Here is a 26,970-nt window from a genome sequence, read left to right as displayed (position 1 = left end):
CAGTCCCGGCCAGGGCCGGGCTCCGATCACCCGTCAGGAGGGCCCGTGAGCGCCGACCCGGGCAAGTTCCCCGGCATGGACCCCGCCGCCGCCGACCAGTTGCTCGCCGACAAGCTCGGCATCGAGGTCGTCGACTGGACCCCGGCCCGCCTGGTGGCCACGATGCCGGTCGAGGGCAACCTGCAGCCCTACGGCCTGCTGCACGGCGGCGCCAACGCGGTCCTGGCCGAGACGGTGGGCTCGATCGCCGCCGCGCTCAACGCCCCGGAGGGCAAGCTCGTCGTCGGCCTGGAGCTGTCCTGCACCCACCACCGCGCCGCCCGCTCCGGCGTCGTGACGGCGGTGTGCGAGCCCCTGCACCTGGGTCGCAGCACTTCGACCTTCGAGATCGTGATAACCGAGGAGAGCGGCAAGCGCACCTGCACCGCCCGCCTCACCTGCGTCGCGGTCGACCGCGCGCCGGGCGGGGCGAAGTAGCTCCCCCAAAGCCGTTCGCGCCCGCAGGCGGTCCTCGGGAACACTGCGGCCCCGTGGATGTCGAACTCATGACCGTCGACGAGGCGGACAGGTCCGTGCTGGCGAACCTGATCCAGTTCTACCTCTACGACTTCTCCGACATCCGCGACCTCGCGCTGACCTGGCACGGCACGTTCACCTACCGCCACCTCGACGGCTACTTCACCGAGGCTGACCGAGAGGCGCACTTCATCACCGTCGACGGCCGACTTGCCGGCTTCGCGTTGATCCGGGGGGATGTCGACGGCGACGGTTCGTGGAACGTCGCCGAGTTCTTCGTGGCTCGCGGTCACCGGCGCCAGGGGGTGGCTCGAGAAGCTGCCCGGCGCCTGTTCGCCCGGCACCCCGGTGTGTGGACGCTGTCCTTCGACCACAGCAACGCGCCTGCCGCGGCCTTGTGGCGGTCCGTCGTCAGCACGCTCGCCGTGGGACCGGTCGGGGAGATCGATCGGCACCCGCCGGAAGCCGCGGTCGCGAGCACGCGGCTCCGATTCCGCGTGGCCGGGGAGCCCGCGCCGCGCCCCCGCTGAAGTCGTGCGCCCACCGAGGACCCCAGGACGACGAGAAGCGGGGCCGCGCCCGCCGGACGCGACCCCGCTTCACCCGATCCGGTGCTCGCGCCCCGGAGATCAGTCCTCGCCGAGGTAGGCCGAGCGCACGCGCTCGTCGGCCAGGAGTTCCTTGCCGGGGCCGTCCAGGGTGGTGGCGCCCAGGTCGATGACGTAGCCGTGGTCGGACAGGGCCAGGGCGGCGAGCGCGTTCTGCTCCACCAGCAGGATCGTGGTGCCCTGCGACTGGAGCTCGGAGATGGTCTGGAAGATCAGGTTGGTCATGATCGGCGACAGGCCCATGGAGGGCTCGTCGAGCATGAGCAGCCGTGGTCGCGACATCATCGCCCGGCCGATGGCGAGCATCTGCTGCTCGCCGCCGGAGAACAGGCCCGCCTTCTGGTTCTTGCGCTGGCCCAGGACGGGGAACAGCTCGTACACGCGGCGGATGTCGGACTGGATGCCCGGCTCGTCGTCGCGGGTGTAGGCGCCGAGCAGCAGGTTCTCCTCGACCGTCATCCGGCCGAAGGTCCGCCTGCCCTCCGGGCAGTGCGCGATCCCCAGGTTGAGGATCGAGTGCGCGGGCAGCCCGGAGATGTCCCTGCCGTCGAACCGGACGGTGCCCGCCCGGGGCCGCAGCAGGCCCGAGACGGTGCGCAGGGTGGTGGTCTTGCCCGCCCCGTTGGCGCCGATGAGGGAGACGATCTGCCCCTCGTCGACGCTGAACGTCACGTCGCGGACCGCCTCGATGGCGCCGTAGGCGACGCTGAGGTCGCCGACTTCCAGCAGCGGGCTCATGCCTGCTCCCCCTTGTCGTGCTCCTCGGCCGCGGTGCGGGCGTCGGCCTCGATCTCCTCCGGGGGCTTGCCCAGGTAGGCCTCGATGACCCGCGGGTCGGCGCGGACCACCTCGGGCGTGCCCTCCACCAGCAGCTCGCCCTGCACCAGGACGCTGACCTTGTCGCACAGGCCGAAGATGAACTTGATGTCGTGCTCGATGACGACCACGGACACCCCGGTCTCCCGGATGCGCAGGATGAGCTGCCGGGTCGCCTCGGTCTCCTGCGGGTTCATGCCCGCGGTGGGCTCGTCGAGCAGCAGCACGCTGGGGTCGGTGGCCAGCGCGCGGGCGATCTCGAGCCTGCGCTGGTCGCCGTAGGGCAGGTTGCGCGCCACCTCGTCCTCGGCCCGGGTGAGGCCGACGAACGCCAGCAGCTCGCGCGCCCGCTCCTTGGCCGCCCGCTCGCCGCGGTGGAAGGCGGGCAGCCGCAGCAGCGTGGACACCGGGTCCTGCTTCATCCGGCTGTGCCGCCCGACCAGCACGTTCTCCAGCACCGTCATGTTCGGGAACAGGCGGATGTTCTGGAAGGTGCGCGCCACCCCGGCGATGGTGACCTTGGCGGGGTCGCCTGCCAGCCGGGCGCCGTTGAGCAGCACCCGCCCGGAGGTCGGGGTGTAGAGGCCGGTGAGGCAGTTGAAGAAGGTGGTCTTGCCCGCGCCGTTGGGGCCGATCAGCCCGGCGACCTGGCCCTGCTCCAGGGTCAGCGAGACCTTGTTGAGCGCGACCAGGCCACCGAAGACCATCGTGACGTCCTGGGCGTGCAGCACGGGCGCGCCCGCGGCGATCGGGTCGGCGGTCACGCCGTGCCCCCCTTCTTGCCAGTGGGCCCGTCGTGCTCCTGTTCGACCACGAGCGCTTCCTCTTCGTCGATGGACTTCCCGGTCGCCGTCTCACCGGCCAACTCGGCTCTGCGCACCCGGTCGGGCACCAGGCCCTGCGGCCGGAACCGCATGATCAGGATGAGCGCGAGGCCGAACAGCAGCAGCCGGTAGTCGTCGAACTCGCGCAGCTTCTCCGGCAGCACGAACAGCAGCGACGCGCCGAGCACGGCCCCGGGGATGGTGCCCATGCCGCCGAGGATCACCGCGGCGAGCAGCGTCACCGACTCCAGGAACTTGAAGCTGTCGAACGAGGCGATGGTCAGCTTGTGCGCGAAGATCGCCCCCGCCAGCCCGGCCAGGGTGGCGCCGACCAGGAACGCCATGATCTTGGCCTTGCCGGTCCTGATGCCCATCGCCCGCGCGGCGTCCTCGTCCTCGCGGATGGCGATCCAGGCGCGGCCCGCGCGGCTGTTCTTGAGGTTGGCGAACACCGCCATGACCGCGCCGACGACCAGCACGATCATGAAGTAGTACAGCACGCCGCCGGGCAGCTCGAGACCGCCGACCTGGATCTCCTCGTTGAACGCGGTGCCGCCCAGTTCCACGTCCGGGATGCGCGGGATGGCGTTGGAGCCGCCGGTCAGCCCGCCGATGTCGTTCTGCGCGGAGCGGGTGAAGATCTCGCCGAAGGCCAGTGTGACGATGGCCAGGTAGTCGCCGCGCACGCGCAGCGTCGGGGAGCCGACGATGGCGCCGACGATGCCCGCCAGGATCGCCGCGATCAGCGCGGCGACCGGGAACGGCAGCTCGATGCCCAGCTTGGAGGTCGCCGCGCCGGACAGGTTGGCCGCGACGAACGCGCCGACGCCCATGAACGCCACGTACCCCAGGTCGAGCAGGCCCGCGAGGCCGACGACGACGTTGAGGCCGATGGCGGTGGCGGCGTAGACGCCGATGGTCGTGGCGACCGTCATCCAGTAGGCGTTGCCCGCCGAGGTCAGCGGCAGCGAAAGCGCGCACAGCACCAGGATGATGATCGAGAACGCCCGGTGCCGCTCGGACAGCGCCGAGATCCAGCGGACCACGCCCACACCGCTGAGCGCGCCGAGCACGCCGCCCGCCATGCCGAGGAAGGCGAGGAAGGTCGGGCCCGCGTAGGGGTTGCTCACGCCGCTGCGGCCACCGGCGGTCAGCGTCTCGGCCACCAGGAACAGGATGGCGGCGAAGGCGAGGACCAGGGCGCCGTAGGCGGCGAGCCTGGGCAGCCTGGTGGGGAAGTCGGGGATGTCGGTGATCCCGGCCGCGATCGCCGACAGCACGACCAGCACACCCGCGACCAGCGCGACGACCGCGCCGAACGCGGCGTCGCCGTCGGCGGCGGTCACGGTGCCGACGCCGCCGCCGTTGTAGCTGAGGAAGATCAGGCTGATCAAGCCGATGGCCGCGATGCCGAAGCCCAGCGCGCGCTGCGCCCTGGCCCGGCCCGGGATCCTCGGCACGAACGCCACGACGAGCACCGCCAGGCCCAGCAGCATGGTGTGCAGCCGGTACCCGGACAGGGCGAACGGGGCGTCGAAGTACTGCAGGGAGGGGTTGACCTCGTCGTTGTCGAACAGGACGAACGTCGTCCAGGGCAGCAGCGCGGCGATGACCGCCAGGACGCCGCCCGCGGCCGCCAGCGGCTTGGCCAGCGTGGGCGCGAGGGTGATCCGGGGGCGCGACCGCACGGTCGCGGTTGTCGTCGTCATCAGGCACGCACCCTCTCGGCCTCGCCGAACAGACCCTGGGGTCGGAACACCAGGACGAAGATCAACACGACGAAGATCCAGACGTAGTCGTACTGGGTGCCGCCCGGCATGTACTGGCCGCCCAGGGTCTTGATCAGGCCGATGATGAAGGCGCCGATGACCGCGCCGCGCAGGCTGCCGATGCCGCCGAGCACGGCCGCGGTGAAGGCGAAGATGCCGTTCTGGAAGCCGATGGCGTTGTCGACGTTGGTGATGTCGACGCCGTAGAGCACCCCGGCCACGCCCGCGAGCGCGGCGCCGATGAGGAAGGTGAGCACGATGACCCGGTCGGGGTTGACCCCCATGAGCCGGGCGGTGTCGCGGTCCTGGGCGGTGGCGCGCATGGCCCGGCCCATCCTGGACTTGGTGACGTAGAGCTGCAGCCCGACCGACAGCGCCACCGACACGACGATGATCAGCAGCTTCGAGGCCGAGATCGACACCGGGCCGAGGTCGACCTGGGCGTCGATGAACGCCTTCGGGTAGGCCTGCGCGGACTCGGCGTTCGGGAACCAGATCCGGATGGCCTCCTGCAGCACGATCGACACGCCGAGGGCGGTGATCAGCGGCGCGAGTCTGGGCGCGTTGCGCAGTGGCCGGTAGGCGAAGCGCTCCATGATCAGCGCGATCGTCACCGCGACCACCACGCCGCCGACGATCATCAGCGGCAGGCTGATGTACCAGTCGCCCTGCCAGGCCTCGGGCAGCAGCCAGCGGTGCACCGCCAGTCCGCCGAAGGCGCCGACCATGAACACCTCGCCGTGGGCGAAGTTGATGAGCTGGATGATGCCGTACACCATCGTGTAGCCAAGGGCGATCAGCCCGATCGTGGCTCCCAACGCGATGCCGTTGGCGATTTGTTGCAACAGCGTCGTCACATCTACCTCCGTGCGCGGCGGGGGTGGGCTGTCAGCCCACCCCCGCCGTGTGTCAGTCCGGTCCGCCTGAGCCGGTTATGCGGTCGTCAGGTCAGCCCTCGTAGGTGCCGGTCTTGGCCGGGACCCACTCGCCGCCCGACACGCTGTAGACCGTCAGCACCTTGTTCGTGCTGTCGCCGAACTCGTCGAAGGTGATGGCGCCGGTCGCGCCCTGGGCGTTGTACTTGGCCACCGAGGCGACCAGGTCCTCGCGCTTGTCGGTGCTCCACTCGCCGCCGTTGATGGTGGTGACGGCCGCGCCGATGATGGCGTTCGTCGCGTCGTAGGAGAACGCGCCGTACGCGCTGTACCCGTCCTGGAAACCGGCCTTGTTGTAGGCCTCGATGAAGGTCTTGGCGCTCTCGAGCGAGTCGGTCGGCGCGCCGACGGAGGTCGCGTAGTCGCCGTCCTTGCCGCCCAGGCTCATGAACTTGTCGTCGAAGATGCCGTCGCCGCCCATGACCGGGATGTCCAGACCGGCGTCCTTGAGCTGCTTGGACATCGGGCCGGCCTGCGGGTACTGGCCGCCGAAGTACAGCGCGTCGGGGGCCGAGGGCTTGATGGCCGCGATGACGCTGGAGAAGTCGGTGTCCTTCTCACCGATCTTCTGGCGGGTGACGATCTGGGCGCCGAGCGCCTCGGCCTTCTTGGCGAACTCGGCCGCGAGGCCCTCACCGTAGGTCAGGCCGTCGGTGACGATCGCGATCTTCTTCTTGGACTGCTCGCCGACCAGGAAATCCGCCGCGAACGGGCCCTGCAGCGAGTCGACGGTGCAGGTGCGGAAATAGGTCGGGAACTGGCGCTTGGGCGCGTTGAGGTCCTCACCCTTGGTCAGCGAGTCGCTCGTGTTGGCCGGGGAGACCTGCACGATCTTGTTCTGCGACAGGATCGGCGCCACCGCCAGGGAGACCGAGGAGTTCAGCGTGCCGACGACACCGAGCAGGTTGTCGTCCTGCGACAGCTTGGTCGCGGCCTGCGCGCCCTGCTGCGGGTTCTTCTGGTCGTCCTGGGCGTCCAGGGCGATCTTGTAGCCCGGGACCGCGCACTTGTCGTTGGCCTCCCTGACCGCCAGGTCAGCGGAGTTCTTGATGCCGAGGCCGAGGGCGGACAGCTCGCCGCTGAGCGGAGCGATGACGCCGACGACCAGCGTGCCCTTGCTCGTGTCGCAGTTCGCGTTGCCGCCGCCCGCGGTGCCACCCGACTCGGTCTTGTTCGTGCCGCACGCCGTGAGCAGCAGCGCGCCCGCGGCCACGAGCGCCGAGGCCTTCATCGTCTGGTTCCGCACGTTGCGTCCCTTCTCCGAACCGCCCGGTCGAGGCGAGTGCCGAACCGGGCGAAGCCCATATCTGTTGTAGGGCTGGGGCGGAAGGTAGTGACCAAAAGCATCCGAGTCACGCGCGCTGGAAGCTCGTGATCAGACTGCAACAGAAAGACCGCCATCTGTACGTCGCCAGGTGAAACGGTAAATTCACATCTCCCGCGGACCGGAAAGCGTCATTAGTCCCGCACGCAGCGTGACCGCCCGCAGGTCCCGCCACTTGACGTTCTCCCGCAGGCCAGGCACGGGTCCACATGGGGTGGTGGAGCCGTTGTCTGGACCGCGGACGCGATCTTGCCGGTCGGCGCGGACCTCGTCCTACGCGGCGGCGATGGCGGAAACAGTCAGCCGAATCCGCTTGAACGGGCGACGTCTCGCTATCACTGGGAATTCGTCGCATTGCCTGAACCTGACCAGCGCCCGCGGGCCTTTCCGCCATTCCCGAACCCGACGTGCTCCGATTGGCCCGAGCCAATACGCCGACAGGCGCAGGGCACGGGGTTCACCTGGCGGTGGTCACAGACCCGGAGGCGGGGTTCGCTGAGCACGACGGCATCGGGCCGGTTTCGCGGAGCCGCCGACCGTGAGCGGCGGGCTCGACCCGGGCACGCTGGATGTGCGACTCGGGCAGGAACTCATCTGCGCTGCCCAGCCCGCCCGTACCCGCACTGGTCGATGGTGCGGTTGTGACCGACCTCCCCGTCCCCACCCAGATGGGACACACCTTCTACCCCGTGTTTCACCCCACCGCCGCCCAGGGCAAAGCCGTGATCACCGCCCAGCTCGAACTACCCACCAGGGCGATCCCGCCCCCAGACAGGCACGAGGCCCACCGCACCGTGTCCGGAGTAGACGACGGAGCGACCGACTCCGAACTCAGGTGATGTTCTCCACGACAGCCTCGGCGACCGCCTTCATGGTCGTCCGCCGGTCCATCGCCGTGCGCTGGATCCAGCGGAACGCCTCCGGCTCGGACAGCGCCTGCTTGGTCATCAGCAGCCCCTTGGCCCGCTCGATGACCTTGCGCGTCTCCAGCCGCTCGTTGAGCCCCGCCACCTCGTTCTCCAGGGCCTGCAGCTCCGAGAACCGGCTCACCGCCAACTCGATCGCAGGCACCAGGTCGTGCTTGGCGAACGGCTTCACCAGGTACGCCATCGCCCCCGCGTCCCGAGCCCGCTCCACCAGGTCCCGCTGCGAGAAGGCGGTGAGCATCACCACCGGCGCGATCCGCTCCTTGGCGATCGAGGTCGCCGCCTCGATCCCATCCATCTTCGGCATCTTCACGTCGAGGATCACCAGATCGGGCCGCAACTCCCCAGCCAACTTCACCGCCTGCTCCCCGTCCCCGGCCTCCCCCGCGACCTCATATCCCTCTTCCCGCAGCATCTCCACCAGGTCGAGGCGGATCAACGCCTCGTCCTCGGCGACGAGAACACGGCGGGGTGCGGGGCCGGACTGGGCCTCGGCAGCCAGGTCGCTCACCCGGGTCCTCCTGGGGGTTGGTGCCTGCGAAATCGGAGCTTGCAGCTTACAGCCAGCCCCCTCACCGCCACCGCCTCGAAGACGTGATCGCGCCTACACCGCTCCCCCGCGCGACCCAAGATCGCCCCATCCCGTATCCTGGTCCGCCTAGGCCCCCGTAGCCCAATCGGCAGAGGCAGCGGACTCAAAATCCGTCCAGTGTGCGTTCGAGTCGCACCGGGGGCACCGGCTATGATCAAGCGTTTCCCCAGGTCGGTCCTGTTCCTCCTGCGCGGTCAGCGTGGAGGCGCGACCGCCAATCCCCAGGTCGGAGCCATTCCCGTTGGTCTCGTACCGGGGTTACGGCCTCGCGTTGGCCGCTTCGGTGGCCCGGCCGCCCGCGCTAAATGGGCACGTGTCGAACTTGACGTCCGCTCGGTGGGACGGGTGGGTGTCCACAGGTGCCCGCGATCTCCGATTCGAGCGCCTCGCGGCATGAGCGCGCGTTCTGGGAGCGGTCGGCTCACGCTTGGGGATCGAGGTCGGCGTCGTGGACGAGCAGTGCGATGTGGACGCGGTTGTCGAGGTCCAGCTTGGTGAGGATGGCCGAGACGTGCGTTTTGACGGTGGCCAGGCCCAGGTGGTGGCGGGCGGCGATCTCGGCGTTGGAGCGCCCGGCGCCGACATCGATGGCCACGGTGCGTTCCCGCGGGGCGAGAGAGTCCAGGCGCTTGCGCGCGGCTTCGGCGCGAGCGTCGCGTCCGGGGCCCGCGCCTGCGACGCGGTCGATGAGACGGCGGGTGACCTCGGGTGAGAGCACGGGCCGTCCCTCTGCGGCCTGGCGGATGGCGACGACGAGTTCCTCCGGCGGGGTTTCCTTGAGCAGGAACCCTGCCGCGCCCGCGCGCAGAGCGCGCAGTACGTGGGCGTCGGAGTCGAAAGTGGTGAGCACGACCACCTTGGGCGCGTCGTCGCGGGCGAGGAGGGTCTCGGTGGCAGTGATGCCGTCGGTGCCGGGCATGCGGATGTCCATCAGGACCACGTCGGGGGCGTGGCGGCAGGCCAGCTCGATCGCCTCCGCGCCGTCGGTCGCCTCGGCGACCACCCGCAGATCGGGGGCGCCACCCAGCATCATGGTCAGCCCGAAGCGCACGACCGGGTCGTCGTCGGCGATGAGCACGTCGATGGTGCGGTCGCCGCCAGGCGCCTCGTTAGTCACGTCGGCCACGGTAGCCGGACTTCCAGCCGCCAGCCGCCGGTGCGGGTGGGGCCGTGCTGGAGGTCGCCGCCGAGGAGCGTGACCCGTTCGGCCAGGCCGCGCAGGCCCGCCCCGGAGCCGGGCGGCGCTGCCACGGGATGCCCGGGTGGCGCCTCGTTGACGACCTCCGCGCTCAGGTGCGCGCCGGGTTCGGCGGTGATCGTGACGGCGACCGGGGCGGCAGGGGCGTGCTTGCGCGCGTTGGTCAGGCCTTCTTGCACGAATCGGTACAGGGTGCGGCTCACCGCTGCGGGCACCGCGAGGGCGCCCGTGCTCACGCCCGGTTCGTCGCGCAACCGCACGTCGGCGCCGGAGCGGGTGGTCTCCTCGACGAGTTCGGCGATGTCGGTGACGCCGGGCAGCGGCACATCACCGTCTGGCGCGCGCAGCACCGAGATGACCTCGCGCAGGTCCTGGAGCGCGCGGTGGGCGCTCTCCCGGATCAGTTCCGCGGCCCGCCGGGCGTCCTCGGCCGTGGCGGCGCGGTGGTAGGCCAGGGCGCCCGCGTTGATGGCGAGCAGGGACAGCCGGTGGCCGAGCACGTCGTGCATCTCCCTGGCCAGTGCCTCACGGGCTTCGAGCCTGGCGTGCTCGGTGCGCAGCCGAGCTTCGACCTCGGCGGCCACGGCCCGTTCGCGCAGCGACGCGACAAGCTGGCGGCGGCCGCGCCGCAGCAGACCCCCCGCGACGACAGCGACGTGCACCAGCAGGATCCACGAGACGAACATCCACGTCGACAGCATGGGTTCCGGCCGCACCACCTGATAAACCGTGTGGGTGAGCACGCTGCCCACGGCGAGCAGCACGACCGCCCACGTCGAGCGGCGGAGCGCCACGGTGAACAACAGAACCAGCGCCGCGACTGAGGCAGTCTCGGAGAAGGTGGTCAGCAGCACCAGCACGATGGCCAGCACCACCGGGTAACGGCGTCGCCACCAGAGCGCGAGGCAGCCGAGCGCCCCGGCGACGATGTCGGCGGTCATGATCCAGCCGGGCACCATCGGCCCGATCTCCCGCCGGAAGAGCACCAGTGCGATCCCGGCCAGGACCGCGAACACGAACAACCCACCGTCGGCGACCCGGTCCCGGCGCCCGCTATCCGCTGTGTCGTTCACAGTGTCGAGCCTAGACAGGCCTCCGCCCCGCCGCCTCCCACCGAAGACGGAGGTGCGGCTCCGACTTCGGTTGGGCGGTCCGAGCCCGGCGACGGATCCGCCGGCGCGACCGGCGGTCCTAGCGTCAATGCGGCAAATGCACCTCTACCAAGGAGTTCCTGTGTTCCGTACGCGCTCAAGATTGCTGGTCGTGGGAGCCGCGTCGCTGGCCTTCACGGGCGCCTGCACCACACCACCCCCGCCCGGCGCGCCACCACCGGACCTGACCAAATTTCACAACCAGCAGGTGACGTTCGAACCGTGCGGTCCTTTCGCGACGACGCCCGTCGACGAGAAGCTGTTCGCGAACGAGCGCCTGGACTGCGCGCGGGTGCAGGTCCCCGTGGACTACGACAACCCGGGCGGGGCTCGCGGTGAGGTCGCCCTGCTGCGGGTCCCAGCCAGTGGCGAGAAGATCGGGTCGCTGCTGGTCAACCCGGGTGGCCCCGGCGGCTCGGGGATGAACTTCGTCGCCACCATGGCCTCGACGAATCCGCTGTGGACCGAAGGAGCGCTCGGGCAGCGGTTCGACATCATCGGGTTCGACCCCCGCGGTGTTGGCGCCTCGTGGCCCCAGTTGGACTGCTTCTCCGATGCCGACAACGAAGCTCGCGCCGCGGGCATCGACAACCCGATGGACGTCGACAGCGCCACCAGCGGACAGCATGCCAGGGAAATCATGCGGCGGTGCGCGGAGAGCGCGGGCGGCGAGGGCGCGCTCACCAGTGTCAGCACCAGGGAGATCGCGCGGGACATGGACGTGCTGCGGGCCGCCCTCGGCGACGAGAAGCTGACTTACTTCGGCTTGAGCTACGGGACCGAACTGGGCGGAGTCTACGCGGAGACGTTCCCGGAGAACGTGCGGGCACTGGTCCTCGACGGTGCGGTCGCCCCCGACACAACCCGCGACGAGCTGCACACCGCGCAGGCCGCGGCAAGCCAGAAGGGCTTCGACCGACTGGCCGAGGAATGCGCACAGGACGCCAACTGTCCACTGGGGACCGATCCGGCTCGCGCGACCGAGAGGTTCCAGGCGTTGGCGCGGCCATTGATCGACCGGCCCGCGCGGACCGCCGACGGCCGCGGCCTCGGCCACAACGACGCCGTCCTCGCTGTGCTGGCCGGGATGCGCGCCAAGGCTCTGGTTCCCCGACTCATCGACGGGCTCACCGAGCTGGCCGCGGGCAGGGGCGACACCCTGCTCGCGCTGCGCGACCAGATGGCAGGCCGCCAACCGGACGGCACCTACAACGGTACCGGCGACAGCTACCTCGCGACTCGGTGCATGGACTGGCCCCGCCGCACACCGGCCGAGCAGACCGAGGCGAACCGCCGGATGCGCGAAGCGGCACCGTTCATGGACAACGGCAGGCCGGTGCGGCAGGCCCACCACCTGTGCGCGGCATGGCCGAAGCCGCCGTCCAGGACCCGCCCCTGGCTCTCCGACGACGTCGCAGGCGTGCCTCCGACGCTGACGGTGTCGACCACCGGGGATGTCGCCACTCCGTACCAGGCAGGGGTCGACCTGGCCGAAGCGCTCGGCGGCAGCCTGCTGACCGTGGACGGCGCGCAGCACGGCGTCTCACTGACCGGTGAAAACGCCTGCATCAACGACATCGCGCTCGGCTACCTGGTCGATCTGAAGACACCGCCCGGGGGCGCCCGCTGCGTCCTGTGACCCACTTGCCGGTCTTCCGTGCCGCAGCGCGGAGAACGCAGTGTGACCAATAGAGCGCTCAGCGCGCGGCCTCGACGGGCTGAACGCGCCCGTCCGGGCGTTTCAGTTTCGTCGAGGCCCCGTGCTGGTCCGCTCTTCTCACTGCCATTCCGCTTGCCGGGTGGCGTGTGTCCTTGAGCGGGTGGTTCGACCGGCGAAAGGGACGCGGCGGTGAACTGGGCGTTGTTCGATCGGCTGGTCGGAGAAGCGCTGTCGCGGTGGTGCTGCACGCTCCGCTCAAGAGGTCGCGGGCGTAGTCAGCATTGTCGTGTGCATCAGACCGGGGGTGTACGGGGTGTGAGAGTTCTGGTGACGGGTAGCTGCTCGATCGGGATGCCGGGATTGGGCTGATCATCACGCGCCACCACAAGCCGATGCCACCCTGTCGGCCAGCGGTGGCGGGCCGCGCATCCGAGGGAGGCGCAAGCGCCCGCCACTTCTCCCGGGTCGGGAACTCGCATGAGGGCGCCGGCCCAGGAGGAGCTGGCCCGGTTCGAGGCGGCGATGGCTGTGGACGGCTCTCTGCTCAACGCCTGTTGCTGACAGGGTCTTCTTGTCCGGATCGTGTCATTAGGCACCGCCGGGGGCGTCAGACGGGATCCGACGCCGGCTGGAGCACGGCCGAGGCGGCGGTCGCGAGCGTGTGCGCCTCCAACTCGAGCCGTGCCTGGTCGCCGGGAAGTGCACGTTCGGTCAGCAGGCCGGTGACGACGGTGAGAAGGAAGCGGGCCTGGTGTTCGAGCGCGCCGGGGGCGAGCGCGCCCTCCTCGTGGAGGACGGCCAACCACTTCTCGATGCGGTGCACGGCAAGGCGTTCGAGGGCCAGGAAAGCATGGGTGGCGCCCTCGGAGGGGGGTGATGCGATGTAGGCGTCGTGCTGCGCGCGCCAGTATTCGCGTGCCTGATCGCCCGTCCCCACCTGCGACATCAGCAGCCGCAGGCACGCCACGAGCCGTTTGTCAGGAGTGCGCGCGGTGTCCTGCATCGGGTCGTCGGGCAGGTCGACGTCGTAGATGCCTGCGACCACGGTGTCGAGCAGCTCCCGCTGCGTCGGGAAGAAGTGTCGCAGCGACCCAGTGCTCACATCGGCGCGTGCGGCGACCGCGCGCACGCTCAGCCTGGCCGTCGGATCCTCGCCGAGCATGGTCGCCGCGGCAATCAGGATCTTGTCTCGCGTGTTGTGTGGCATCGGTTCGCTCACTTCATCCGGCGGTCGCTCCGACCCTTATTAGCACACTGTGCTACTGTGAAGAAACTAGCACAGTGTGATAGCCCTAGACGGTCACACATCAGGACGACGAGGAGTAGACAATGACGGTCACCGACCACAGTCCCTGGCTCTTACGAGGTGACCGCCCCGTGTGGATGCCCGCGGTGCCCGCGGGCCTCGAGTACCACCGGGTCTACGCGACCGAGAAGCGACGCGTCCTGCGCGGGATTGTCGCGATCGTGCTGCTGGTGGCCGGGTTCGTCGGGTTCGCGGTCCTGTTCCAACGTCTCTCGGAGGTCGTCGACGCCGAACTGTTCGCACGTTCCGGGCCCTCGACGCCGCTACGTCAGGCCGCGGGTGCGCTGGCGCTGGCCGCGTTGATCCCGTACAGCATGCTGGTGCAGCGTGTGCTCTACGGCGTGCCCGCGAGGTCGCTGCACTCGGTGGCGGGGCGGTTCCGGTTCGGCGTCCTCGGCCGCGCGCTGCTGGTGTTCGGCCCGCCCCTCCTGCTCGTGATCGCGGTTGGGTCGCTGGGTGGCAGCGACCCCGCTCCGTGGACGACCGCTGACCTGGTCTGGTTCTTCGCTATCGGAATGCTGCTGACCCCTCTCGGCGCGGCGGGAGAGGAGTACGGGTTCCGTGGCCTGATGTTTCGTGTGCTCGGGGGCTGGACCCGCGGGGCCCGGTCCGGCGCGGTCCTCGGCATCGTCGTGACGACCGTGCTGTTCTCGCTCGCGCACGGAACGCTCGACCCGTTCCTGTTCGCCTCCTACCTCGTGCTGTTCTCGTCGATGGCGGTCGTCACCTGGCGCACGGGCGGACTGGAAGTCGCGGTCGTCCTGCACGGCGTCTACAACGTGTCGTTCCTCGTGCTCGGCACGACCCTGCACGTCGACGTGGGCGCCGAGCTCGCGGCCCGGTCGGAGGCGGTCGGTTCGTGGGCGAACCTCGTCCCCAGCACGACGCTGGTCGTCATCACCGCCATCGTCTGGTGGATGACCCGCAGGACCCACCCCGCGCGCACACCCGGGAACGGGGGGCCGACACGCGGTACGCGCGCAGGCGGGCCGAAGGTTGGCACGCTCGCCAGCACGACATCGGACGAGCGGTGACACCCCGTCGGAATCGGCGGCAGCGAGCCACTCGACACAGCGCGGCCGACCGCGGAGAGGATCAGGGGCAATGAGCGCGAGCTGGAACGAACGCAGGCTGGCCAAGCGTGCGAAGCCGGGCGACGGGCGGGCGCTCAAGCCCTTCCGCTGGTGGCAGATGGTGCGGCGCTCGGTGTTGTCGATCACCCTCCCGGTCCACGGACGTCCGGTCGTGCACACGGTCGAGGTCAAGCATGGCGGGGACGCCCAGTCGGGCGTGGTGCGAGCCGGGCTCTACCTCGACGGCCGCCTCCGGCTGGAGTCGAAGCTGCCCGCGCGCTTCCCGGTCGCGGGCGGTCACATCGAGGTCCACAAGAGCGAGGCAGGCATGCGCCGCTGCCACTTCGTCGGCGACGACGGCACGGTGCAGCGTCTCGTGCCCGACCCGCGATCCGCCGAGGGACGACGCATGCGCTTTGCGCGCGAGCATCCCGCCGCGAGCGGGCTCATCGGCGCCGTCTCGATCCTGATGCTGCTCGTCGGCGTCGGATTGAACCTGCTGCAGATCGCAGAACCGATCTCCCAGATCCCGTCGATCGCCGCCACGCTGGGCACGTTCGAGTCGCCGTTGCGGCTGCCGCCGTGGCTCAACCTGACACTCGGTGTCGGCGCCGCGGTCGCCGCCGTCGAGCGCGCGATGCGCATGCGCTACCACTGGCTCCTCGACAGCGGCGCTGGCACCTAGATCGTTGACCGGAAACTTTGTGGCTGGTCACTGGGCGTTGAGGCGCTGAGCGATCGCGTCGAACCCAAGCCCCTCGTGATGACGCCACTGGGCCATCAAGGCCACCGCCTCACCGCAACCACCATCCGGCTTCGTCAAACCCTTCTCGGCCTTCGCCGCGTTCGGATGCCTCAGCACCTTCGCCCGGTAGCCGTACGGCCATCATGATCGGCTCATTCGACGCCAAAACCGGAACCTCGGCCCGCTCCAACTGGCGCATCAACGACTGCCACGGGTCCTGATGCTCCTCCGTCGAGGTCCGACTCACCCCACGCAACCCGCACCTCTTTGCCCTGCAACGCCAACGGCATCCCGAACGGAAACCCCGAGCCAGGGACATCACCTTCGCTCCCGGGATACGCCAGAGCAACGATCCGTGGACGCCCAATCCTCGACACTGAATCCCGTCCAACCGCCATCCTTAACCCACCCTTCCCGATCAAACGTGCACGCACACAATTGACGCTCGGTTCCGCCAAATCAGCCCAACTCGGCGTCGTTGTCGGCGGCCCAATTGCGGGTCGATGCGGGGAGAAGTTGTCCATGACCGGGTAGAGCTTTTGACCGGGCCAGCGGGCGCGGAGGGCTTTGAGCAGGTCGAGGGACTCGCGGTGCCGTTTGCGGCGGCGGATCCGGTAGAGGATCTTCCCGGTGGCCAGGTCCAGCGCGGCGAGCATGTGCATCACGCCGTGCCGACGGTTGTAGGTGGCCCGTAATCGGCGCGGCGGGTCGCCAGGCCTTTGCCTTGCGTGGCACCAGGTTCAGGGGACCGAACTCGTCCAGGCAGATTACGCGTCCGTTGTGGGGAGGGTGGTCGTAGAGGTCGAGGATCCGGTGCATCTTCGCGAGAAAGTCCGGGTCGGTGGACGCTTTCCAGGTGGTGGTGGCCTGCCAGGAAACGCTGGCGTCGCGCAGGACGCGCCGCAGCGTTTCCCGGCTGACCGTGGCGACGGTGCCGCGATCGAGCAGGTGCTCGCGCAGCCTCGCCAGCGACCAGGTGGAAAACGCGGTGATGCCCCAGTCGGCGGGCGAGGTCCGGGCGATCAGGCAGATCCGTTCACGGATCGCCTCACCGATCGTCCGACTCCGCCCGCCGCTCCATTCTGGGTCCAGCGCCGCGAACCCCCGCTCGTTGAACGCGTGGATCACATCCCGCACGCAATCCTCACTGACCTGCATCAACGAGGTGATGTCCCGGACCGCCTGGCCCTGGCCGGACATCAGCACCACGGCGGCCCGCCGCAACCGCACCGGGTACTTCGCGGTCCTGGTGACCCGCTGAAGCTTCCGGCCCTCCTCCATCGACAAGTGCCTCACGAACACGCTCGGTCGACGAGCCACGACCACCTCCCGCACTCGACATGCGGGACCAGCCTGACCGATCACCCCACAGGACCGATTACCGGATCAACCCTCCGAGACGCGCCACTAGCTGACGCTCGTGCGCCGGGGCAGTCGCACCAGCCCGCCGATGGCGACCAGGAACACCAGCGGTGCGCCGAAGAAGATCAGCGTGGAGACCGTGTCGTTGATCGGCCCGTCGTGCACGGCGTGCACGAGCCGGGCGAGCAACGCGGTCGCGACCGGCGTCGAGAGCACCAGCGCGGCCCGCCATCCGGTGGCGGACCTGATGCCGGCGGCCAGCACCGCACCGGCGAACAGGACGGCGAGCGCCGCGTACTCGGCGATCTCGTCCCGGTGGCCGAATACCCCGAGCCCCACGATCACCAGGACCGTCGCGGCCATGGTGCCGATCGCGGGCCAGCCCCGGGCCTTGCGCCCGTCCGACATGGAGAGCGCGAAAGCCGTGACCGCGCTGAGCAGCACCCAGCCCGCCTTGTCCGTGAACCACTGCCAGCCCGCGAACGGCAGCTGGAGGACCACGATCAGCCCAGCGGTGGCCACCCAGGCGCCAATCGCGGCCGCCCTGCGTTTCCCGGCCATGGCAAGGATCGCGACCCCGAGCCAGACGAACCACACCGGCGCGTCGGGGAGCTGCTCGAACCGCGGCACCGAGCCCGCCTGAACCCACCAGGCCAGCTCGTGCAGGCTCGTGGCCGCACCCGCCAGGACCGCGATCGGGCCGAGCAGGCTGACGATCGCCAGCACGTCGGCCGCGAGCAGACGCCGTACGTGCAACCGGAACGCGCCCCACAGCAGGTCGGCGGTGTCCCGCCAGCCTGGGGCTGTCCGGTCACCCGCGTCGGCGATCAGCACGCCGAGCATCTCGTCGCCGTGCTGTTCGCGGTGGTCCCGCGGGTAGAGGCTCAGCAGCCGCTGGTACCGCTTCTCGAGTTCGCTCACGCCGTTCCTCCGATGAGCCGTGCACGCAGACGTGTTTCCGCGACACGGGTAGTGGCTCGCACCCGTTTGATCTCCTCCGCCAGCCTGGCCGCCCCCGAGTCGGTCAGGCGGTAGTACCGCCTGAGCCTGCTGTCGACCACCTCTTCCCGATCGACGGCCACCCACTCGTCCGAGGTCAACCGGTCAAGCGCGGTGTAGAGGGTGCCCGCCCGCAGCCGCACCCGCCCCCCGGAGATCTGCTCGACATCACGCAGGATCCCGTAGCCATGCCGGGGCTCCTCGGCAAGCGCGGTGAGTATCAGGAACGTGGGTTCCCGCAAAGCGTTGGTCACAGGAACGGTATATACCGATCATCGGCCCATCCGCAAGCCACCCTTCGCGAGTCGCGCCGCGCCACCACCCAGGACATGCACCATGCCCAACGCGGCACAACACCGCTCCGCCCGCCCGACCACCCCGACACCCCACACCGCCTTGAACCGTCGCCAAGCGAGGCACCAAGGCCAACGATCAACCACACCGGAAAGAAGCACTACCAGCAGTGGTCAACTATCACGGAAGCCGCAGTTTCCGCGCACACTTGACCCGGTGGCCGAGTCGGGCCGCCCCCAGTTCGACGCCGTCGACGTCGACTGGAGGCCCGCGCCCAGGTCCGCCTTGGGCAGGTCCCCGAACCAGAACCGTCCGCCCAGGCTGGACCGCATCAGCCATCCAGCGACTCGTCACGCCTCCGGAACGGGCTTGGCCTACTGTTCTGACGACCCACCCGGCAGGTCCGCCCGTATCCTGGCGGTCCCCCGAGCAGATCCCGGCGAACCGCCCGTGCGTCACGCAGCGAACCAGTACACTCACCCGCCGTGGCGAACAACGAGTCTCAGCGCGGCGGCCGGTTCAAGGACAGCGCCGGCATGATTAGTGCGATCGCCGCGCTGATCACGGCGCTGGTCGGCCTGGCCGTGTTTCTGGTGGACAAGGGGACGGGCGCCGAGACGACGCCAACGGCGGTCACCACCGCGACCGCCGTGTCCACGACCAGCGGCACAAGCACAGCTCAAGCCGCGCAGCAGACGACCCAGGCAAAACCGCTGCCAGCGGGCGTCCAGCTCGACGAGGAAATCATCTTCGGCGAGTGGAACCTGGACTCCGTCCCACCGCGCAAGGTCGAGTCGGAGAAGATCCAGGCGCTCGCTGGCGAGATGCTTTACGTGACCGGGAAACACGTCTTGGCAGAGTGGCCGGGGTCGGGTTCGCCGGACAAGGAGCAGTGCGCCGCGCAGGTGTCGGAGGCTGGCTTCAACCAGGTGGACGACCTGGTCAAGGGCAGTATCGTCTGTGGCCGCACGCCCGAAGGCCGGATCTTCCGGCTCGAAGTGCTCACCTCGGGCAGCGAAATCCGGGCCCACGCCACAGTTTGGACCAAGAAGTAGCCGGTCCGGAAGCGGCTGGCCAGGCACGGCGATACGACCGTTGTCGAGGGTCGAAGTTTCCGAGACCTGTACGAACGTACTTCTGCTCCGAGAGGGCGACCGCAGAGAGGACACCCTCCGGGCCCGACGACATGCAGCGTTTTCGCAGGTCACACCTCGCCCCCTACGAGGTCGGCATAGTTTGCGCGACGCAATCCCCAGGTCAGTCCTGTTCGGTTGGTGTCTTGCGGGGCACAGAGGCACTGGTTCGCCCGTGCGGTTCGCTCTTGTGCGTGAGCAGCGGCGGATGTTCGGCTGCCGCCATATCGTCGACGAGCTATCTTTGCCCATGATCGAAGGGAGCTGACGGAGTGGCGCGTCTTCGTGTCGGTTGCGCGATGTGGACCCACAAGGCGTGGGCCGGGCGGTTCCTGCCGCAGTCGCTGCCTGCCAAGGAGCGTCTGCGGGCCTATGCCGGTTGGTGCGACGCGGTTGAGGGCAACACCACCTTCTACGCGACCCCCGCCCGGAAGACCGTCGAGACTTGGGCTCAGCAGACCGGTCCCGGCTTCCGGTTCGTGGTCAAGCTGCCCAAGGTCGTCACGCACGAGCGCCGGTTGGTCGGTGTCGAGGCCGAGATGCGGGCGTTCCTGGACGCGATCGAGCCCCTCGGGGAGCGGGCGGTCCTGTGGACCCAACTGCCCGGCTCATTCGGCCCCTCGGACGTCGACGTCCTCGGCCGGTTTCTGCGCAGGCTCCCCGCTGACCGCAGGCGTGCGGTGGAGGTGCGCCATCCCGGGTACTTCACCGACGCCCGCTCGACGTCGCTGCTGGAGGGGGCGCTCGCTGGCGCGGGTGCCGAGTGGGTGCCGTTCGACACCACGGTCTTCTTCCAGAGCCCGCCGACCAGCGAGGCCGCGCAGGACGCCTGGGCCAAGAAGCCGCGGCTGCCACGGCGGACGCGGGCGCTGACCGATCAGCCGATCGTCCGGTACCTGGGGCGGGACTCGGTTGAAGAGACGGTCGAGGGGTGGCGGCCGTGGACCGCGGTGGTCGCCGGATGGTTGCGCGAGGGCCGGTCGCCGACGGTTTTCTTGCACACCCCCGACAACGACGACGCGCCCGCGCTCGCCCGCCGGTTCCACGACGATGTGCGGGCGCTCGTGCCCGGCCTCGACGCACTGCCCGAGCCCGAGCCGGTTGAGCCCGCGACCCTGTTCTGAGCGGTATCGCGATCACTGCGGCAGGCAATCACTGAAAGCCTGGCAGTAATGCATCGAGCGTTTACGGCATTCCGGCGGGGTGGTCTGCCTGGTGCGCTCGACCGGATTATCGACGCGGTCTCAGGTATGGCCGGACGCGGCCAACGGCGGTTGGGCGACCGGCGTTCGGCACTAGGGTCGCGGGACACCACCAGGGAAAATGAGGACAACGCACATGAGACGCACAGCATCGCTCGTCGCAACGGCAGTGGTCGTGCTGGCAGGGGTCAGCGCACCTGCCGCGCAGGCGGAGACCACCCTGCCCACGCTCACAAGCGGTCAGGGGCTGACCGTGATCGACGGTCCGACGTGGGTGCAGGGCAGTGAGCGGTCGTTCACCTTCACGGTGACGACCCCCGAGGTCCCGACCTACCAGGTGCTGCCGGGTCAGGTGTCCGGCGAGCACGTCGTCCTGGTCACCCTGCCCGTCGACTACGACCCGGCCGTCAACTACCCGGTGCACTACACGCTGCACGGCGGCGGTGACCAGCCCCAGGCTTCGCGGAACTGGACGCTGGCCGAGAACTCCACCGAGGACATCCCGGTCATCACCGTCACCCCGAACGGCGGCGGCCGGAGCTGGTACACCAACTGGAAGTTCCCCGGGTCGCTGGCCCCGCAGAACTGGCAGAACTTCCACCTCGACCAGATGATCCCGTTCATCGACGCGAACCTGTCGACCGTGGCCACGCGCCAGGGCCGGGTCATCTCCGGGCACTCGATGGGCGGCTTCGGCGCGTTCCACTACGCCGAGCAGCGCCCCGAGCTGTTCAGCTACGTCGGCAGCTTCTCCGGCGGCCTGGACCTGCTCAACCAGGAGATGCGCGCCGCCGTGGTCAGCACCACCCAACTGGCCGCGTACGGCACCCCGACGGTGGCCCCGGACGCCATCTTCGGCGCGCCCGTCTGGCCGCTCGACGTCACGTGGAACGCCAAGAGCCCGGCTCAGAACGTCGAGCCGCTGCGCGGCATGGGGGTGGCCATGTACTCCGGTGACGGTGCGGACCTGACCGTCAACCCGGTCCAGGCCGTCATCGAGAACCGCGCCCTCGCGACCGCCGCGGTGACCTCGTCGTTCCTCACCAACGCCGGTATCCCCCACACCTTCGTCAACTACGGCGACGGGTCGGCGTGGGCGCCGGGCTGCACGGGCAAGCACAGCTCGACCCCGTGCCTGCAGGCGGACATGGACCACTTCATGGCCCTGGTGGCCCCGGGCCTGGCCACGAGCTAGTCACAACCCGACCCGGGGTTCGCGGAGCGGGCTCGTTGCTCCGCGAACCCCAGGACGTCGTGATCGTGCACCCAGTGGTGTTGCGATGGCGTTCGTGGACCCGCCGCTGACGAGGTGATGCGCGCCGAGTCCGATCCCTGACCACTCCCGGTAACGAAGATCAGCAACGCGGCGACTGGCCCTGTGAACCACAACAGGGAGAATCACCTTGCGCGCTCACCACGGTGACCGCGCCCCCGGGCCCGGTCGACGCGCCGACGACGTGCACTGTCCCGAACGTGGTGGGCATGGTCCACCAGAACGCCCAGGACGCCATGCAGGCCGCAGGTCTCTACATCCTGCTTGAGGAGGACGCGACCGGGCAGGGCCGCATCCTGGCCCTGGACCGCAACTGGCGCACAACCGCCCAGAGCGTCGCAGCGGGTCAAGTCGTCGACTGCACCACGACCATCACGCTCAGCGCCAAGAAGCTCAACGAGTAACCCTGCCTGGGACCGGCTGAACACAGTGGAAAGGCTCGGTGGACAGCGGGCCCGACCGTCAGCACCACCGAGGTGGCCGCGCCAGCCCGCCAGACCCACCTCACCCGCCTGCGGGCCTGCGTTTCACTCCCTCACGCTGCGATGGTCCCGCTCACTGCCCCCATAGCCGCGCCAGCCGCCTCAGCGACGGACGACCTCACCAGGGCCCCTCGCCGTTCCAAAACCTCCGCTAGCTCACCCCGCGCCGCCACCACAAGGGCGATTCCCCGCTTAGCCAACACCTCAGCCGCGTCGAGCACATCCCTCGCCGTCCGCGCGCCAACGGGCCCTCTGACCAGGTTCACCACCAGCACGTCGCCGGGGTCGAGCACCGCGGCCGCGTCGACCAGGTCCACCCCGGTTCCCACCACCCGCACGACCGCCGCGCCTGAGTCCTGCCGCTCCATTGCGATCACGATGACTCCTCCCGTGCCGATACAGGAGGAGTGCCTCGGAAACCGCCTCGCGAAACCTGCCGTTCGTCGCGCCGCCGACGACGTTCGTGTCGACCGGCTCGGCTACGCGGTGAGCGTCACGATCGACGGGTGGGCGCCGAACAGGCTCAGCGGGCGCAGGTCGTGGACCCGCAGACCAGCGGACGCCGCTGAGGCGAGCTGGGCCTCGGCCTCGTGCAGCAGCAACACCACCGGTCCCGTACCGGCCAGCACCCGCCGAATCTCCCGGAAGAGCCGGTCCGGACGCGCCGCCAGCGCGGCCTGGGCGGGCACCTGGCGGTCCCAGGGCGGGTTGCTGACAACCCGGTCGACCGTCCCCAGGCCGAGGGGCAACCTTGCCGCGTCGGACCGCACCCAGGTGGCCGTGGTGGCGGTCAGGGCGGCGTTGGCCGTGGCCGCGGACAGGGGGCGGGGGTCGTGGTCGGCGCCGAGCAGGCGGGCGTCGGGGGTCAGGGCCGCGATCTCGATGATGATCGTGCCGGTGCCACAGCAGGGGTCGAGCACGGTGTCGGTGGGGGTGATGCCTGCCAGCAGTGCCATGGCGGCGGCCAGCGGGGGGTGCAGGGTGCCCGGTGTGGAGGTCTGCTTGTAGCTCCTGCGGTGCAGTGGCTGGTCGCCGATGCGGAGGGCCAGTGTGGCGCGGTCGCCTTCGATGGTGACGCGGAACGACAGTGTGCGCGGTGGTGGTGCCTGGCCACCGCGTCGGGAGTGATAGGGCAGGCCGATCGCGGTCGCGATCTCGGGGCCGATGGCGTCTTCGACGTCGTAGCGGTTGTAGTTGCGTTTGCCCAGGAAGGACGCGGCGACGTCCACGCCGGTCGCGCCGGGTGGGCCGCCGCACCCGAGTCGTCGTCGCAGCAGGGCGTCCAGGTCGAGGGATCGGGCTGCCTCGGTGAACTTGCCCAGCTCCGCCTTGGTGTGCCCGACGTCCTCCAGCACGCGGGCCAGCAGGAACAGGTCGTCGACCGTGCGCAGGTCCAGCAGGCGGGGGTCCGGGCGGGCGGCGGTGAACCACACCTCGCGGTGGCGGCTGCTCTGGACCTCGCCGAGGCCGCGCTCGGCCAGTTCCCCGGCGGCGACGTCCTCCAGCCCGCGCAGGGTCCTCGCCAGCAGACGCACAGCCACTGCCCCTTGTCCCTTCCGTCGGCGGAGATGCCAAGCGCGGAACCGCACGATATCGACGTGGCGGGCGGGGACGCGGAGGGGGCCGGGGTGAAGTCGGAGCCCATCAGCTTGATCTCGGGGCCCCACGTGTGAGCGATCAGGTCGGCGGTGACGCGCAGGTCCCCCGATTGGGCCGTGACGGAGACTGGCTCCACGGGCGCGATGCGGGGGTGGGCGAGAGCTGGTAGCGAAGCCAGGGCTGTCGCAGGGCGATCGCCTGGCCCGTCTGTCACCGACCGAACGAGAACCACGCGCACCTCGATGAGGGGCCTCATCGCCACGATCGCCGAGGCCGGGGCGGCGGCCACCGAAAAGGGGCCGGACCTACTGGTGCTCGGCGCCGACGGGGTGTTGAGCAGGCACGACGGCGACCGACTCGGCAAGGTCGAGCGCCGGGTCCGGGTCACCGGGCTCGCGGCGGGCGACAGGCTGGTGGGAATGGACGTGCGGCCTGCCACCGGCGGCGTCTACGCCATCTGCGTGAAGGGCCAGCTGTACACAGTGGATGCCAGCAGCGGCAAGCCTTGGCCGTGGGCGCGCCTGTCGCGCCCTCCGGCGAGGCCGTGGGCCTGGACTTAGTCCCTCGGTGGACCGTATCCGCCTAGTGACCGACCGCGGCCGCAACCTGCGGCTGAACCCGGACAACGGCGCCATTGGGGGCACCGTCGGCAAAATCGACCTGCTCAGCGCCCGGTGTCCTCGACCGCGTCGACCTGGTTACGCAGGCTCTCGGTGGTCTCCCACCTGCGCACCACGCCGATAGGCGTCGCGGTCGTCAAATGACCCGAGGACGACGCCGGGGCCAGGTCGGGCCCCGGCGTCCTCCGGTGCTCAGCCCTGTCGCTCGAGCCGCCGTCTGGCGTGTCGCTCGATGAGGATCGGGACGAACGCGGTCACCCTCGCCCCGTCGAACCGGTCGCGCTCCGCCGAGAGCGCCGAGCGGACGTCGTCGGCGCGCTCCGGGCCGAACCGCTCGACGAGTCTGCCCTCCACCTGGTGGAGCTGCTTGTCGACGTTCGCGGACATGTTCTCCATCGTGTGCGACGAGTCCATGCCTAGTTCGTACCCGTGATCCAGCACACCCCAAACAGGCCCGCGCGGTGTGGCCCCCTTGTGCCACCAGCCAAGCCTGGCGCTGTCGATCCGCGCTGCCGGGTGGCGGCCTTCGGCCGGGCTGTCGTTGCCGTGGTGCGCGACTCCGTCAGCGACCGCGCCCACGACGGCGAACATGAGGTCGCGCTGCGGCTCCTTGCCGCGCAGCGCCCTCGGAACGAACCAGTGCGGCGGCTCACGCCAGCGTGGCGTCGCTCGCCGCCTCGACCGCGAATCGGGCAGCCAGAATCCGCTCATCGGCTGCTCTCGCAGGGGTTGTGGACAACCGCGCCCACCTGTCCGGCGGTCGCGGTATGGTTCTCGAGCTCGGCCAAGGGGGAGTCTTAGGGGGACTGAATGGCGGAGGAAGACCTCGACCGTTTGCGTGCGCGCAACACGGCCGCGAAGGAGCAGGTGGACGGGCTGCTGGACACGTTCCGGCGGCAGACGGAGGCGTTGCGGGAGGCACAGGAGGCGGCTTCCCGGGCCAGCGCGTCGCTGACGTCCAAGGACGGGTTGGTGCGCGTGAGCGTGGACTCGTCGGGGGCGCTGAGCGCGCTGGACCTCGCGCCGTCGGCGTTCGACCGGTCGACGCCGGAGGCGCTGGCCAGGACGGTGCTGGAGCTGGCCAGGCAGGGGGCCGCGCAGGTGCGCCAGCAGGTGTCCGACCTGATGACGCCGGTCAGCGGTGGGCTGCCCGACTTCGGCGACCTGTTCGACGACGCGCCGTCGCTGCGGGGGCTCATGGCCGACATCCCGGTGCCCACCGCGACCGCCGCGGCCGAGCCGCGGGTTGACGACGACGAGGCCCCCGACAGCTGGCTGCGGCGGCGGTAGCGGTGGTCGCGCCTGGGGGCAGGATCGACATCCAGCCGGATGTCGCGACGCGGGCGGCGGCGCGCTTCTCCGCCGCGGCCGAGCAGTTGGCGGGCGTCGCCTCGGCGCTGGAGAACGCGCTGTCGGCGGTGGGCGAGTGCTGGGGCGGCGACGAGTCCGGGCAGGAGTTCGCCAAGGACTACGTGCCCGGCGCCGACGGCACCCAGCGGGGGCTGGGCGCTGTCGCCGAGGGGCTGCGCAACGTCCACCAGGGTCTCCTGGACACCGCCCGGGCCTACGAGGACACCGAGCACACGGCGACATCGAGTTTCGGGGGCGGGGACTAGCACCGTGGGGATGGAGGTTCCCGACGAGGTCAAGTGGCTGCTGCCCATCGTCGTCGGGGAGAGCTGGCCGGAGGGCGACGAGGACAAGCTGCGGCACCTGCGCGACGCGTGGCACGCCGCGGCCAAGGCGATCCCGGGGGTGTCGCAGACGGCGGACCAGGGCGCCCAGGAGGCGCTGGGGTCGTGGGCCGGGGAGGCCGCGCACAACTTCGAGGAGCTGTGGAAGAAGTTCGTCGAGGGCGACGACGCCTACTTCACCGCGTTGGCCAAGGCCTGCCAGGCCCTCGGTGACTCGGCCGACGCCACCGCGCTGGACGTCGAGTACACGAAGTACATGATCATCGCGTCCCTGGTCATGCTGGCGATCTCGATCGCCGCCATGCTGGCGACCGCGTGGTGCACCTTCGGCGCGTCCACCGCGGGCATCGTGCCCGCGCAGTTGGCCACCCGCGTCGTCGTGCAGCAGCTCTTCCGCCAGCTACTGCAGAAGCTCATGCAGCAGGGCTTCAAGAAGGTCGCCCAAGAGGTCGTCAAGCGCGTCCTGGCCGAGGTGCTGCAGAGCATCGCCCTCGACGTGGGCATCCAGGGCCTCCAGGTGCTCTCCGGCGACCGCAAGAGCTGGGACTGGGACAAGACCAAGGACGCCACCATCAGCGGCGCGGTCGACGGCGCCATCGGCGTGGTCTCCGACGCCATCCCCAGGAACGTCACCCGAGGCGCCTCAGACACCCTCGGCCGCCATATCGCCGACGATGCCGCCCGCGGCGCCGTCCGGGGCGCCACCGAAGGCGTCGCCTCCACCGTCGCCCAAGCAGCCGTCACCGGCGACCTGGACAAACTCACCATCCGCGACGTCCTCACCGGAGCGACCAGCGGCGCTGTGGACGGCGGCGCAGGCCGAGTGCGAGACGGCCTGACCCCAGCGCCCCCAGACCCCACCTCCTCCC

Annotated in this window: 30 protein-coding genes and 1 tRNA gene; 15 read left to right on the top strand and 16 right to left on the bottom strand. The window is 69.9% G+C overall.

The features are described 5' to 3' along the window. The first annotated feature begins 75 nt into the window (after nt 1-75). On the top strand, nt 76-477 hold the full coding sequence (locus GCL84_RS15755) for a hotdog fold thioesterase (protein ID WP_156756310.1): 402 nt from the start codon (nt 76-78) through the stop codon (nt 475-477). A gap of 53 nt (nt 478-530) precedes the next feature. After that, the gene (locus tag GCL84_RS15750; RefSeq protein WP_235926303.1) at nt 531-1,046 is read left to right on the top strand and encodes a GNAT family N-acetyltransferase; all 516 of its coding nucleotides are present in this window, start codon (nt 531-533) and stop codon (nt 1,044-1,046) included. A gap of 99 nt (nt 1,047-1,145) precedes the next feature. On the opposite strand, the gene GCL84_RS15745 is transcribed toward GCL84_RS15750, so the two are convergent. The 5 genes from GCL84_RS15745 to GCL84_RS15725 all read right to left on the bottom strand — a co-directional run bounded on the left by GCL84_RS15745 (nt 1,146) and on the right by GCL84_RS15725 (nt 6,714). Next, nucleotides 1,146-1,862 carry an ABC transporter ATP-binding protein gene (locus GCL84_RS15745; RefSeq protein WP_156756219.1) on the bottom strand — a complete coding sequence of 239 codons (717 nt, stop codon included), beginning with the start codon at nt 1,860-1,862 and terminating at the stop codon, nt 1,146-1,148. After that, entirely contained in the window at nt 1,859-2,704 is an 846-nt protein-coding gene (locus tag GCL84_RS15740) for an ABC transporter ATP-binding protein (protein ID WP_235926302.1), read from the bottom strand. Before GCL84_RS15740 ends, GCL84_RS15745 begins: the two co-directional genes overlap by 4 nt. Continuing rightward, entirely contained in the window at nt 2,701-4,473 is a 1,773-nt protein-coding gene (locus tag GCL84_RS15735) for a branched-chain amino acid ABC transporter permease (protein ID WP_156756218.1), read from the bottom strand. Before GCL84_RS15735 ends, GCL84_RS15740 begins: the two co-directional genes overlap by 4 nt. Beyond that, nucleotides 4,473-5,390: a branched-chain amino acid ABC transporter permease gene (locus tag GCL84_RS15730; RefSeq protein ID WP_156756217.1), complete on the bottom strand. Its 918-nt coding sequence runs from the start codon at nt 5,388-5,390 to the stop codon at nt 4,473-4,475. Before GCL84_RS15730 ends, GCL84_RS15735 begins: the two co-directional genes overlap by 1 nt. A 91-nt stretch (nt 5,391-5,481) precedes the next feature. Then, the gene (locus GCL84_RS15725; RefSeq protein ID WP_156756216.1) at nt 5,482-6,714 is read right to left on the bottom strand and encodes a branched-chain amino acid ABC transporter substrate-binding protein; all 1,233 of its coding nucleotides are present in this window, start codon (nt 6,712-6,714) and stop codon (nt 5,482-5,484) included. A gap of 719 nt (nt 6,715-7,433) precedes the next feature. Between GCL84_RS15725 and GCL84_RS15720 the strand changes: the two genes are divergently transcribed. After that, nucleotides 7,434-7,631 (top strand): hypothetical protein, encoded by a 198-nt coding sequence (locus GCL84_RS15720; protein WP_156756215.1) that lies wholly within the window; start codon nt 7,434-7,436, stop codon nt 7,629-7,631. Here the strand turns inward: GCL84_RS15720 and GCL84_RS15715 are convergent. Beyond that, nucleotides 7,624-8,229 (bottom strand): ANTAR domain-containing response regulator, encoded by a 606-nt coding sequence (locus GCL84_RS15715; RefSeq protein WP_156756214.1) that lies wholly within the window; start codon nt 8,227-8,229, stop codon nt 7,624-7,626. The genes GCL84_RS15720 and GCL84_RS15715 overlap by 8 nt on opposite strands. Before the next feature lie 151 nt (nt 8,230-8,380). On the opposite strand from GCL84_RS15715, the gene GCL84_RS15710 reads away from it, so the two are divergent. Beyond that, nucleotides 8,381-8,454 (top strand) — tRNA-Leu (locus GCL84_RS15710). Nucleotides 8,455-8,731: 277 nt separating this feature from the next. Here GCL84_RS15710 and GCL84_RS15705 read toward each other — a convergent pair. Together GCL84_RS15705 and GCL84_RS15700 are read right to left on the bottom strand one after the other, a co-directional pair. After that, on the bottom strand, nt 8,732-9,427 hold the full coding sequence (locus GCL84_RS15705) for a response regulator transcription factor (protein WP_407924395.1): 696 nt from the start codon (nt 9,425-9,427) through the stop codon (nt 8,732-8,734). Beyond that, the gene (locus GCL84_RS15700; RefSeq protein ID WP_235926301.1) at nt 9,424-10,581 is read right to left on the bottom strand and encodes a sensor histidine kinase; all 1,158 of its coding nucleotides are present in this window, start codon (nt 10,579-10,581) and stop codon (nt 9,424-9,426) included. The genes GCL84_RS15705 and GCL84_RS15700 overlap by 4 nt, the downstream gene beginning before the upstream one ends. Nucleotides 10,582-10,867: 286 nt before the next feature. Between GCL84_RS15700 and GCL84_RS15695 the strand changes: the two genes are divergently transcribed. Further along, nucleotides 10,868-12,298 carry an alpha/beta hydrolase gene (locus GCL84_RS15695; protein WP_197523281.1) on the top strand — a complete coding sequence of 477 codons (1,431 nt, stop codon included), beginning with the start codon at nt 10,868-10,870 and terminating at the stop codon, nt 12,296-12,298. Nucleotides 12,299-12,926: 628 nt separating this feature from the next. Here GCL84_RS15695 and GCL84_RS15690 read toward each other — a convergent pair. Continuing rightward, the gene (locus GCL84_RS15690) at nt 12,927-13,526 is read right to left on the bottom strand and encodes a helix-turn-helix domain-containing protein (RefSeq protein ID WP_156756211.1); all 600 of its coding nucleotides are present in this window, start codon (nt 13,524-13,526) and stop codon (nt 12,927-12,929) included. Between the two features lie 176 nt (nt 13,527-13,702). Here GCL84_RS15690 and GCL84_RS15685 point away from each other — a divergent pair, with 176 nt between their 5' ends. Beyond that, a complete protein-coding gene (locus GCL84_RS15685) occupies nt 13,703-14,659 on the top strand; it encodes a CPBP family intramembrane glutamic endopeptidase (protein WP_197523280.1) in 957 nt (318 codons plus the stop codon). Between the two features lie 70 nt (nt 14,660-14,729). Beyond that, nucleotides 14,730-15,383 carry a hypothetical protein gene (locus GCL84_RS15680; RefSeq protein WP_156756209.1) on the top strand — a complete coding sequence of 218 codons (654 nt, stop codon included), beginning with the start codon at nt 14,730-14,732 and terminating at the stop codon, nt 15,381-15,383. Nucleotides 15,384-15,410: 27 nt separating this feature from the next. Here the strand turns inward: GCL84_RS15680 and GCL84_RS15675 are convergent, their stop codons facing one another. From GCL84_RS15675 to GCL84_RS15660, 4 genes are all read right to left on the bottom strand, one after another. After that, entirely contained in the window at nt 15,411-15,560 is a 150-nt protein-coding gene (locus GCL84_RS15675) for a hypothetical protein (RefSeq protein ID WP_156756208.1), read from the bottom strand. A gap of 342 nt (nt 15,561-15,902) precedes the next feature. Further along, the gene (locus GCL84_RS30055) at nt 15,903-16,724 is read right to left on the bottom strand and encodes a helix-turn-helix domain-containing protein (RefSeq protein WP_235926299.1); all 822 of its coding nucleotides are present in this window, start codon (nt 16,722-16,724) and stop codon (nt 15,903-15,905) included. Between the two features lie 126 nt (nt 16,725-16,850). Continuing rightward, nucleotides 16,851-17,726 (bottom strand): hypothetical protein, encoded by an 876-nt coding sequence (locus GCL84_RS15665; protein ID WP_156756207.1) that lies wholly within the window; start codon nt 17,724-17,726, stop codon nt 16,851-16,853. Further along, nucleotides 17,723-18,058, bottom strand: coding sequence for a PadR family transcriptional regulator (locus GCL84_RS15660; RefSeq protein WP_235926297.1), 336 nt, complete (start codon nt 18,056-18,058; stop codon nt 17,723-17,725). Before GCL84_RS15660 ends, GCL84_RS15665 begins: the two co-directional genes overlap by 4 nt. 525 nt (nt 18,059-18,583) lie before the next feature. On the opposite strand from GCL84_RS15660, the gene GCL84_RS15655 reads away from it, so the two are divergent. The 4 genes from GCL84_RS15655 to GCL84_RS15640 all read left to right on the top strand — a co-directional run bounded on the left by GCL84_RS15655 (nt 18,584) and on the right by GCL84_RS15640 (nt 22,110). Next, entirely contained in the window at nt 18,584-19,153 is a 570-nt protein-coding gene (locus GCL84_RS15655) for a hypothetical protein (RefSeq protein WP_156756206.1), read from the top strand. A 377-nt stretch (nt 19,154-19,530) separates the two neighbouring features. Continuing rightward, nucleotides 19,531-20,355, top strand: coding sequence for a DUF72 domain-containing protein (locus tag GCL84_RS15650; protein ID WP_156756205.1), 825 nt, complete (start codon nt 19,531-19,533; stop codon nt 20,353-20,355). Between the two features lie 214 nt (nt 20,356-20,569). Beyond that, complete coding sequence (locus GCL84_RS15645; RefSeq protein ID WP_156756204.1) at nt 20,570-21,628, top strand: alpha/beta hydrolase; 1,059 nt, start codon at nt 20,570-20,572, stop codon at nt 21,626-21,628. 224 nt (nt 21,629-21,852) lie between these two features. Further along, nucleotides 21,853-22,110, top strand: coding sequence for a PASTA domain-containing protein (locus tag GCL84_RS15640; RefSeq protein WP_235926296.1), 258 nt, complete (start codon nt 21,853-21,855; stop codon nt 22,108-22,110). 131 nt (nt 22,111-22,241) lie between these two features. Here the strand turns inward: GCL84_RS15640 and GCL84_RS15635 are convergent, their stop codons facing one another. Continuing rightward, entirely contained in the window at nt 22,242-22,565 is a 324-nt protein-coding gene (locus GCL84_RS15635; RefSeq protein WP_156756203.1) for a hypothetical protein, read from the bottom strand. Between the two features lie 102 nt (nt 22,566-22,667). After that, nucleotides 22,668-23,729, bottom strand: a complete 1,062-nt coding sequence (locus tag GCL84_RS15630) for a methyltransferase domain-containing protein (RefSeq protein WP_235926294.1) — start codon at nt 23,727-23,729, stop codon at nt 22,668-22,670. A gap of 300 nt (nt 23,730-24,029) precedes the next feature. Here GCL84_RS15630 and GCL84_RS15625 point away from each other — a divergent pair, with 300 nt between their 5' ends. Next, a complete protein-coding gene (locus GCL84_RS15625; RefSeq protein ID WP_197523279.1) occupies nt 24,030-24,347 on the top strand; it encodes a DUF4394 domain-containing protein in 318 nt (105 codons plus the stop codon). Between the two features lie 252 nt (nt 24,348-24,599). On the opposite strand, the gene GCL84_RS30050 is transcribed toward GCL84_RS15625, so the two are convergent. Further along, on the bottom strand, nt 24,600-25,118 hold the full coding sequence (locus GCL84_RS30050; RefSeq protein ID WP_156756200.1) for a three-helix bundle dimerization domain-containing protein: 519 nt from the start codon (nt 25,116-25,118) through the stop codon (nt 24,600-24,602). A 99-nt stretch (nt 25,119-25,217) separates the two neighbouring features. On the opposite strand from GCL84_RS30050, the gene GCL84_RS15610 reads away from it, so the two are divergent. The 3 genes from GCL84_RS15610 to GCL84_RS15600 form a co-directional block, all read left to right on the top strand. After that, a complete protein-coding gene (locus GCL84_RS15610; RefSeq protein ID WP_156756199.1) occupies nt 25,218-25,697 on the top strand; it encodes a YbaB/EbfC family nucleoid-associated protein in 480 nt (159 codons plus the stop codon). A gap of 2 nt (nt 25,698-25,699) precedes the next feature. Further along, a complete protein-coding gene (locus GCL84_RS15605) occupies nt 25,700-26,023 on the top strand; it encodes a WXG100 family type VII secretion target (protein WP_235926293.1) in 324 nt (107 codons plus the stop codon). Nucleotides 26,024-26,033: 10 nt separating this feature from the next. Next, a partial coding sequence (locus GCL84_RS15600; RefSeq protein ID WP_456236902.1) for a WXG100-like domain-containing protein occupies nt 26,034-26,970 on the top strand: 937 nt, incomplete at its 3' end.

The organism is Actinokineospora pegani, from assembly GCF_009745975.1.
GTDB classification, from domain to species: Bacteria; Actinomycetota; Actinomycetes; order Mycobacteriales; family Pseudonocardiaceae; genus Actinokineospora; species Actinokineospora pegani.
Note: the sequence above shows the minus strand (reverse complement) of the source record. Positions and strands in the feature narration are given on the sequence as shown.

Coding starts and splice junctions, on each gene's coding strand:
- GCL84_RS15755 (WP_156756310.1), top strand. CDS start 76: ATGGACCCCGCCGCCGCCGACCAGTTGCTCGCCGACAAGCTCGGCATC.
- GCL84_RS15745 (WP_156756219.1), bottom strand. CDS start 1,862: ATGAGCCCGCTGCTGGAAGTCGGCGACCTCAGCGTCGCCTACGGCGCC.
- GCL84_RS15735 (WP_156756218.1), bottom strand. CDS start 4,473: ATGACGACGACAACCGCGACCGTGCGGTCGCGCCCCCGGATCACCCTC.
- GCL84_RS15690 (WP_156756211.1), bottom strand. CDS start 13,526: ATGCCACACAACACGCGAGACAAGATCCTGATTGCCGCGGCGACCATG.
- GCL84_RS15685 (WP_197523280.1), top strand. CDS start 13,703: ATGCCCGCGGTGCCCGCGGGCCTCGAGTACCACCGGGTCTACGCGACC.
- GCL84_RS15680 (WP_156756209.1), top strand. CDS start 14,730: ATGAGCGCGAGCTGGAACGAACGCAGGCTGGCCAAGCGTGCGAAGCCG.
- GCL84_RS30055 (WP_235926299.1), bottom strand. CDS start 16,724: ATGGAGGAGGGCCGGAAGCTTCAGCGGGTCACCAGGACCGCGAAGTAC.
- GCL84_RS15650 (WP_156756205.1), top strand. CDS start 19,531: ATGTGGACCCACAAGGCGTGGGCCGGGCGGTTCCTGCCGCAGTCGCTG.
- GCL84_RS15645 (WP_156756204.1), top strand. CDS start 20,570: ATGAGACGCACAGCATCGCTCGTCGCAACGGCAGTGGTCGTGCTGGCA.
- GCL84_RS15625 (WP_197523279.1), top strand. CDS start 24,030: ATGAGGGGCCTCATCGCCACGATCGCCGAGGCCGGGGCGGCGGCCACC.
- GCL84_RS30050 (WP_156756200.1), bottom strand. CDS start 25,118: ATGAGCGGATTCTGGCTGCCCGATTCGCGGTCGAGGCGGCGAGCGACG.
- GCL84_RS15610 (WP_156756199.1), top strand. CDS start 25,218: ATGGCGGAGGAAGACCTCGACCGTTTGCGTGCGCGCAACACGGCCGCG.